General features: G+C 71.0%; 7 protein-coding genes. 1 reads left to right on the top strand and 6 read right to left on the bottom strand.

Going from position 1 to position 8,213, the window contains the following annotated elements; genetic code table 11:
* The coding region (locus tag AC27VN_RS25105) for a helix-turn-helix transcriptional regulator (protein ID WP_490878272.1) at positions 1-380 on the top strand (380 nt) is incomplete at its 5' end.
* A gap of 9 nt (positions 381-389) precedes the next feature.
* Here AC27VN_RS25105 and AC27VN_RS25110 read toward each other — a convergent pair.
* From AC27VN_RS25110 to AC27VN_RS25135, 6 genes are all read right to left on the bottom strand, one after another.
* Positions 390-617: a hypothetical protein gene (locus tag AC27VN_RS25110; protein WP_093348343.1), complete on the bottom strand. Its 228-nt coding sequence runs from the start codon at positions 615-617 to the stop codon at positions 390-392.
* Positions 618-687: 70 nt separating this feature from the next.
* The gene (gene pgaD / locus AC27VN_RS25115) at positions 688-1,314 is read right to left on the bottom strand and encodes a poly-beta-1,6-N-acetyl-D-glucosamine biosynthesis protein PgaD (protein ID WP_490878273.1); all 627 of its coding nucleotides are present in this window, start codon (positions 1,312-1,314) and stop codon (positions 688-690) included.
* A complete protein-coding gene (pgaC, locus tag AC27VN_RS25120; protein WP_490878274.1) occupies positions 1,271-2,578 on the bottom strand; it encodes a poly-beta-1,6-N-acetyl-D-glucosamine synthase in 1,308 nt (435 codons plus the stop codon). Before pgaC ends, pgaD begins: the two co-directional genes overlap by 44 nt.
* Positions 2,575-4,686 (bottom strand): poly-beta-1,6-N-acetyl-D-glucosamine N-deacetylase PgaB, encoded by a 2,112-nt coding sequence (pgaB, locus tag AC27VN_RS25125; RefSeq protein ID WP_490878275.1) that lies wholly within the window; start codon positions 4,684-4,686, stop codon positions 2,575-2,577. The genes pgaC and pgaB overlap by 4 nt, the downstream gene beginning before the upstream one ends.
* Before the next feature lie 11 nt (positions 4,687-4,697).
* Entirely contained in the window at positions 4,698-7,028 is a 2,331-nt protein-coding gene (gene pgaA, locus AC27VN_RS25130) for a poly-beta-1,6 N-acetyl-D-glucosamine export porin PgaA (RefSeq protein ID WP_490878276.1), read from the bottom strand.
* Between the two features lie 302 nt (positions 7,029-7,330).
* Positions 7,331-8,213: Bug family tripartite tricarboxylate transporter substrate binding protein (locus tag AC27VN_RS25135; protein WP_490878277.1), on the bottom strand; the 883-nt coding region annotated here is incomplete at its 5' end.

The following is an 8,213-nucleotide window of genomic DNA, read 5'->3' on the forward strand; positions in this document are numbered from 1 at the left end:
TCGCGGTGCTGCTGCCCGGCCTGGAGGCCGCGCTGGCCGCGCAGACCCCGACCGCCTCGCTGCTCGACCAGGCGCGTGCCGTGCTGGGCCGCACCCTGCGCGGCGAGCGCCCGAGCATCCAGACCGTGGCGGCCGAACTCTGCGTGAGCACGCGCACGCTGCAGCGCCGGCTCGAGGAGGCCGGCACCAGCTACCAGCGGCTGCTCGACGAGGTGCGCCACCAGGCCGCGCGGCAACTGCTCGAGGACACGCAGCTCGAAGCCGGCGAGATCGCCTTCGTGCTGGGCTTCGAGGAGCTGAATTCGTTCACGCGGGCGTTCCGCGGCTGGGAGGGGACCACGCCCGCCCGGTGGCGCACGGCGCAGGCGCGTGCATCCTGAGAAAGGTTGCTAGAACACGCGCCCGCTCTCGCCCGGCGGCGTCACCACATCCCGCCGCAGGCTCCAGATGCAGGCCGCCAGCTTGAGCAGCCGCTCGACCTTGCTGTCGTAGAGCTCGTCCGCCGGGTCTTCCTGCGCGATCAATTCGGCGATCTGCTCGATCGCGAGCGCCGGCGCGAAGCCCAGCCCTTTTCGCGCCATCTCCATCGCCGTCGCCATCACTTCTGTCTTTTTCATGGGCATGCGTACGCAGCGGCCGGGTGGCCGGATTCGAAAGGTCCGTGTCCCGGGGTGGATCGATGCGGCATCAGGCGCGGCGCTTTCGCACCGCCGTGCCCGAAGGCGTGAGCATCGCGGGTTCGGTGTCGAGGTCGGCCGCGTCGGTCACCCGGCCGTCGCGGTCGTGCTGCACCAGCAGGCGCCGCGCGCGCTGCCACAGCGTGAGGCGCTGCGGCGCCAGCGAAGTGTATTCGGCCAGCTGGGCCACGGTGCTGTCGGGCGAGCGGCCGCGCGTCTCCTCGTCGGCGATGGCGCGCCGGCGCACCGGCGCGAGCAGCAGCATCAGCGCGAAGATGGCGAGCACCGACAGGGCGTAGAGCGTGAGCAGGTTCGCGCCCTCCACCGGCCGCCAGACCTGGAAGAAGTGGCGCCAGGCGTAGAACACCACGCCGACCCAGAACGCGGCCAGCAGCAGCGGCCGCGCGATGCGCAGCCACACGAACATGAACAGCGCGCCCTGCGGCGTCTTGTGCCGCATGAAGGCGCTCAGCGGCATGCGCGCGGCATCGAGCACGGGCACCTCGCCCTGCGGCTCGGCCCATTCGCGCTCGCGCGGCGGCGCCTTGCCGTTGGGCCGGGGCGGCACCGCGCCCAGGTCCAGGCCCAGGTCTTCATTCATGCTCGATGGCACGGACGGATGCAGTCGATCGTTCATTCGCTATCACTCCTCTGTCGGGGCTGGTCCACCGGGCGCGCTTGCCCTTGCGCCGCAGGATCGTGGCCGGCAAGGCCACGACCGTGGTGAACATGTTGATCATCCAGAAGGCAAGCGGATACCAGATGGTCCAGACCAGGTAGCGCAGGATGTCGCGGTCGTAGTGGCGGTCGATCCACAGGCTCACGCCCATCTGCAGCATGCAGGTGATGCCCAGCAGCATCCCGTGCCACTCGGGCCAGAAGCCCACGTACTGCCACTCGGGCGGCAGGAAGCGCCGCACCAGCGCGAGGATCAGCACCGCGAACATCGCGTAGGCCCAGACCACGCTGGCCAGGTACTCGAGGAACACCGGCCACATCATGAAGTTGCGCGGCTTGAGCACCTGGCCCGTGTAGCGCAGCAGGGTCTGGATGCCGCCGGTGGCCCAGCGCTGGCGCTGGCGGTAGAGGCCGCGCACGGTCTCGGGCATCAGGATCCAGCACAGCGCGCGCGGCTCGTAGCGCACGCGCCAGTCCTTGAGCTGCAGCTTCCAGCTGATGTCGATGTCCTCGGTCATGACGTCGGGGCTCCAGAAGTCGACGTCGAGCAGCGCGTTGCGGCGGAACATCGAGAGCACGCCCGAGACCGTGAACAGCCGTCCGGCCAGCTGCTGGGTGCGCTTGATGAGGCCGATGTTGGAGGAGAACTCGCCCACCTGCATGCGCCCGAGCAGGGTGGTGCGGCCGCGGATGCGCGGGTTGCCGGTGACGGCGCCCACGCGCTCCGAATGCAGCATGTGGGTCAGCATCCAGGCGATGGCATCGGGGTCGACCAGCGCATCGCCGTCCACGCCGAGGATGTACTCGCCGTTGGCCAGCACCGCCGCGGTGTTGAGCGCCACCGCCTTGCCCTGGTTGGTGGCGTGGTGCACCACGCGCAGCTGGCCGTAGCGCGTGGCCAGCGCATCGAGGATGGTGCCGGTGTCGTCGCTGCTGCCGTCGTTGACGGCGATGACCTCGTAGTTCGGGTAGTGGCTGCGCATCAGCTGCTCGATCACCTCCTGCACGCGCTCGCCTTCGTTGAAGCAGGGCACGATCACGCTGACCAGCGGCTGCTCGGGCAGCAGCGGCAGCGGATCGATCTTCCGGTGGCGGCCGCGCTCGAACACCAGCGCATGCGCGAGGCCGCCGGCCATCCAGACATAGGCCGCGAGGAAGGGGTAGTAGAAGACGTAGTTGAGCAGGGCCCGCACCACGTCGGAACCGAAGAATTCGGGGTTCATCGCGCGGCTCCCGGTGCGGTCGGCGCGGAGGCCGGGGCCGGCTTGGCGGGCGCGAGCGCCGGCGGCGTCTCGAGGCCGTCGACCTTGCCGCCCGCGAGGTTGGCGCGCACCGAGAGGATGTCGCGCACCGTCACCAGCGGCGGCTCGCCCGCGAGGAAGTCGTCGGGATAGAGCGCGACATGGCGCGCGCCCAGCCGGTGCAGCAGGGTCCACTGCGCGGCCAGCGTGTCCTTGTCGACCATGCGGCCGCTGCGCCAGTCGCGCGCCTGCAGCTCGAACACGGTGCGCGCCAGGCCCTGCGGCTGCGCCGCCACCTGGCGGAACAGCGCCGCCAGCCAGGCCTGCGGCTCGGCCGCCTGCTCCATGAAGGGCATGGCCATCACGGCGGTGTAGTCGTAGGCCTGCAGCGACTGCGCGAGGTCCTGCGCGAACCACTCCTGCGCCGCAGGCTCGAGCACCGGGCGCGCATAGAGGTTGCGCGCGGTGAGCAGGCGCGGTTGCCAGTCGCGCGCGCGCTGCGCGAGCTCGAGCGTGAAGTCGGTGAGCTGGCGCGTCTTCCACGCGGTCCAGCGCGCGCGCAGCGCGGGATCGGCGCGCACCGCGCCGAGGTCGGCCGGCAGGCCCTGCGCGGCGAGTTCGCGCAATGCCGCGGGGCTGGCGTCCTCGTCGTCGCTGTAGGTGGCGTCGTCGTGGAACAGCAGGCCCGCGATCGGCGTGTTCTTCGCGAGGTCCTCGTAGATGTCGCCGATCAGCGCGCGCACGCGCGCATCGGCCGGCGAGAGCCGGTGGTAGCGCGTCTGGTCGCGCGCCGCGGCCGACGTGGGCGCGAGGTGCGTCACGCGCACACCGGCCAGCGGGTGGTTCGCGGGCAGCTGGAACGCGAGCACCGGCATCCAGGCATAGACCTCGACCCCGGTGCGCGTGCGCAGCTGCCAGGCGACGCGGTTGAACAGGTCGGCGCGCATCGGCAGGTGCCGGTTCGGGAAGTACAGCGCATCGGCCGCGCCGTCGCCGTCGGGATCGGCGAAGGCCTGCAGGTAGACGGCCGAGGGGCCGACGGCCTGCACCCGGTCGAGCAGGCGCGAGAGATTCGCCTCCTGCTGCGCCGGGTCGGGGTCGTAGATGTGGTCGAGGTCGATGTGCATGGCGCGGTGCAGCGCGCGCGGATCGGGCCGCGCGGGCGCGCGCAGCAGGCTGAAGTCGGGCACGGACATGTCGTAGGTGGCCAGGCCGCGGCGGATGGTCTGCAGCGGCACCTCGGGCGTGTTCGCGCCCTCGTCAAGCGTCAAGGTGATCGGCATGCCGGCGCGGTCGGCCGCGCGCAGCGTCTGCTTGTTGTAGGCGCCGTAGGGCCACACCATGGCGCGCACGCGGGTGCCGGTCTGGGCCTCGATCAGGCCGCGGCTGCGGCGCAGGTCGGCCTCGACGCGCGCAACCCAGGCCGCGTCGTCCTCGTAGCGGCCGGTGGCGCTGTCGTAGCGGTGCGTGACGGCCGCGGGCTGCAGGTTGCCCTGCGGATTGCCGGGCACGCCGGTATGGATCGCGTCGCCGTGGCTCGCGAATTCGACCAGGCCCGAGGCGCCCATCTCGCGCGCCTGGCTCCAGGTGATGAAGGCCTCGCGCTTCAGGGGATTGCGCGCGCCGTAGCCCGCGACCACCTGGCCCGGCGGCACCTCGAGCCAGCCCGTGACCAGCGCCATCACGGCCGGATAGCCGAATTGCCTGAGCAGCGGATAGACCTTGGTATAGAAGCTCTCGTAGCCGTCGTCGAAGGTCAGCAGCACGGCCTTCGAAGGCAGCGGCCGGCCGCCGGCGCGCGCGTCGACGATCTGCTGCAGGCTCACCGGATGGTGGCCCGAGCTGCGCAGCCAGGCGAAGAAGTCGGCCACGGTGCGCTCGTCGAGCGCGGTGGGTTCGGGCTCGTCGACGAAGCTCTCGCGCACGTTGTGGCGCACGTCGTGCAGCGCGATGGCGCGGAAGCTCTTGCCGTCGTCGGCATCGGGCGCCGGCAGCGCGGTGGCGCGCGGCAGGCCCTGGGCCAGCGCGGCGCCGGCGAGCAGCGTGGCGAGCAGCAGCGCGGCCATCCGCGGGACCAGGCTGGTCGTCATGAACATCTTCTTCATTGGAACGGCACCGACAGATTGAGATAGACGAAGCGGCGGCGCTCGCGCACGCCGTCGTAGGGATGGCTCGCGATGCCCAGGCCGTAGGCGAGGGTGGCCGAGCGGCCGAACACCCATTCGTGGCCGTAGCGCAGCGACCAGAGCGCGCCGCCGCCAAAGCCCTGCTGGCGGTAGCTGCCGGCCTCGAGTCCGAACACATGCGAGAAGCGGCGGTCGTCGCGCTTCCAGCCCAGGTACTTGCCGGTCAGGCCGACCTGCAGCGCGCTCTCGCTGCGCGGCGCGAAGTAATCGACGTCCTGGCGGTCGTAGCGCCCGGTCTCGCCGCTCAGCGTGCCTTCGAGCTGGAAGCGCGGGCCGCTCACGAGGCGCTCGCGCCAGCGCAGGCCGAAACCGTCGCGCGTGTTGCCGTCGCTGAAGTCCATGCGCTGGTAGCGGGCCTCGAAGGCGCGCGACTCGTTGACCACGTAGGTGGCGCCGAGCTCGGCCGAGCGCGCGCCGACGTTCGCCAGCCGCGCCTTCCATGGCGTGTCGAGGCTGTTCGAGTCGAAGCGCGCCGAGAAGCGCCAGCTGTCGCTGGCACGCCAGTCCACGCCGAGCGCGAGGCCGGTGCGGTAACGGCCCTTGTCGGCCTGGTGCAGCTCGGCGCTGGCGCGCCAGCGGTCCTGCAGGTATTCCACGCCGACGCCGGTGCGCGACAGGTCGATGTTGCCCAGCGAGGTGTCGCCGCGCGCGAACACCTGGCGGAAGAACAGGCGCCAGCGGTCGTCCCACAGCGGCGACGAGAGCTTCGAGTCGACGCGCCAGTCGCGGTCGGCCAGCACGCTGCTGCCGTGGCCCTGGCCGTAGTCGGCCTCGACGTCGAGCCGCGCCGCGTAGAGCGTGTCGCGCTGCGTGACGGCATTGCGCACGGCGATCGATTCGGGCGCCTCGGCCTGCAGGCTCTCGGTCAGTTCGCGGCCCGCGCGCATCTCGCCGGCATCGAACAGCGCGCCCGCGTAGCCGGCACGCGCGGCCACGTCCCACGGATGGTCGACCAGCGTCTCGCGGTAGCGGCCCAGCGCCTCGTCGGGCTTGTCGCGCAGCTTCATGGTCTCGGCCAGGCCCGAGCGGAAGCCCGCGTTGAGCGGCGCGAGCGAGGTCAGGCCGCGGAAGCTGGTCTCGGCCTGCCAGGGCCGCTCGGTGTAGAGCTGGTAGAGCGCGCGCAGATTGCGCACCTCGGCGTACTCGGGGTTGGGCCGGCCCTGTTCGGGCGTGAGCCGCAGCATCGGCGGCGTGGCCTGCTCGAGCTTCTGCAGCAGGGCCTCGGCGTCCTCGAAGCGCGCGGTGTCGAGGTACGCATAGACCAGGCCGGTGTGGGTGTCGCTGGGCACGGGGATGGCGTCGCCGCCGCGGCGCAACGCCTCCTCGTAGAGCGGCACGGCGAGGTCGGAGCGGCGCTGCTGCTGGTAGGCGCCCGCCACGTCGGACAGCGCGTAGTAGGGCAACGGCTGCTGCGGATGCTCGGCCTGCCAGCGCTCGTAGGCCGCGGTCACTTCGGGGAAGCGGCCGCGCGCGGAGACCGCGAGCAGGTGGTCGGCATAGAGACGCAGATGCAGCGCCTTCCAGCGTTCGAGGTCATCGGCTTCGTTGGCCTGCGTGGCGCGCTGCACCGCATCGGAAGCGCCCTGCAGCTCGTTCGGATAGAGCGGCAGCAGCGCATCGATGGCCTCGAAGCGCTCGGGGCCCTCGCCGCCGCGCTGGTCGCGCTCCGCGATGGCCCAGCGCAAGCGCTGGCCCAGCGCCTGCTGACGCAGGCTCGCGAGCTCGAAGGCATTGAAGCTGCCGGGCGTGGCGCGCTCGGCGGCCTCGGCCTGCGCCAGGGCCTCGGTCAGCGAGCCCTGGTCCTCGAGCGCGAAGGCGTTCTCGCGCCGCACGATGCGCTGCGTGGGCTGCAACGCGGTGAGCTGCAGTTGCAGGATGCGGTCGTCGACACGGCGCGCGGCGATGAACGCGGACTCGAAGGCGTAGCCCGCGAGCCGATCCAGCGGCACGGCGCGCGCCCATCCCACGGATTCCCGTGGTTCGTCGGCCTGCAGCGCCCACACCACGCCGTCGGACGCGATGCGCTCGCGCTGGGCCGCGGTCGCGGCGCGCGGGAACCAGGCCTGCAGCGCATCGAGTGCCTCGCGCGGCGTCGCCTTGCCGGCGCGGATGCGTTCGACGAGCGCGTCGTGCGCGGCGGCGTCATAGCCGCCCGGTCTGTCGGCCCCGGAGAGGGCGGCGGGTGCCGCGGCGCCGGGCCGCTCGACCTGCGCCCTGACCTGCGTGCTCGCACCCGCCCACGCCACGGCGACGAGAAGCGCCGCGGCGGAGAACCTGAAGGTGGAGGGGAAGAAGGTGGCGGGAGGGTTGGAGCGCGCGGGGTGTGTGACAGCGTGGTGGTGGTGGTTTTTTCTCAAGATCGAGGAAAAAGGAGCGATTGGTTATTGGCCGCAACCATATCGCCCGCCCCCGGAACCACGCTGTAGGACGCGCTCAGGAAATAGTCAAAAGACTTCGTTGTTCGGTAAGAGACCGTAAAGCCTTCATCCGGTGAATCCAATCGCTCCCACGCTGCGTACGCCAGGGGCGTACGCAGCGTCACGCAGGCTCAGTCGAGCGATACGTTCGCTTTCCGAATGACATCCGTGAAACGGGTGGTTTCGGCCGCGACGAAGCCATTGAACTGCTCGCGCGTGGTCGGGAAGGGCTCGTAGCCGAAGCTCTTGAACTTCTCGAGCACGTCGGGTTCGGCCAGGCCCTTCTCGATGTCGCGCTTGATCTTGTCGGTGACCGCGGCCGGCAGGCCCTTGGGCACGGCGATCGCGTTCCAGCCGATCACCTCGAAGCCCTTGGGACCGCCCGACTCGCTCACGGTGGGCACGTCGGGGAAGGCCGCCACGCGCTGCGGCGCCGCGGCCGCCAGGAAGCGCAGCTTGCCGGCACGCTGCAGCGGGCCCGCGGTGGCGCTGCTGCCCAGCGCGAAGGCCAGCTCGCCGGTGGCGACCGAGGTGTAGAGCTGGGTGGTCTCCTTGTAGATCACGTGCTCCATCTGCGTGCCGGTGGCCGACTCGAACAGCTCCGAGCCCAGGTGCACCGGGTTGCCGACCGACCACGAGCCGTAGTCGAGCTTGCCGGGGTTGGCCTTGGCGTCGGCGATCAGGTCGCCCACGGTCTTGTACTTGCTGTTGGTGGCGACGGTGAAGAAGAAGTAGGTCTTGAACAGCGGCAGCAGCGCGTCGAAGTCCTTGGCCGTGTCGTAGGGCAGCTTCTTGAACAGCGCCGGGTAGGCGGCCAGGTGCACGTTGTCGAGCACGATGATGTCGTGGCCGTCCTTCGCGCCGCGCTTGAAGGCATCGATCGCGATGAAGCCGTTGCCGCCGGGTCGGTTCTCGACCACCACCGGCTGGCCCCAGGCGCGCGACAGCTTGTCGGCCACCAGCCGCGCCACGCCGTCGGGACCGCCGCCGACCGGGAACGGCGTGATGATGCGC

Source organism: Variovorax sp. 20P10.2.4 (genome assembly GCF_058244205.1).

Excerpts from the sequence above, each read along its gene's own strand:
- AC27VN_RS25110 (WP_093348343.1), bottom strand. The coding sequence starts at position 617 with ATGAAAAAGACAGAAGTGATGGCGACGGCGATGGAGATGGCGCGAAAA.
- pgaD (WP_490878273.1), bottom strand. The coding sequence starts at position 1,314 with ATGAACGATCGACTGCATCCGTCCGTGCCATCGAGCATGAATGAAGAC.
- pgaC (WP_490878274.1), bottom strand. The coding sequence starts at position 2,578 with ATGAACCCCGAATTCTTCGGTTCCGACGTGGTGCGGGCCCTGCTCAAC.
- pgaB (WP_490878275.1), bottom strand. The coding sequence starts at position 4,686 with ATGACGACCAGCCTGGTCCCGCGGATGGCCGCGCTGCTGCTCGCCACG.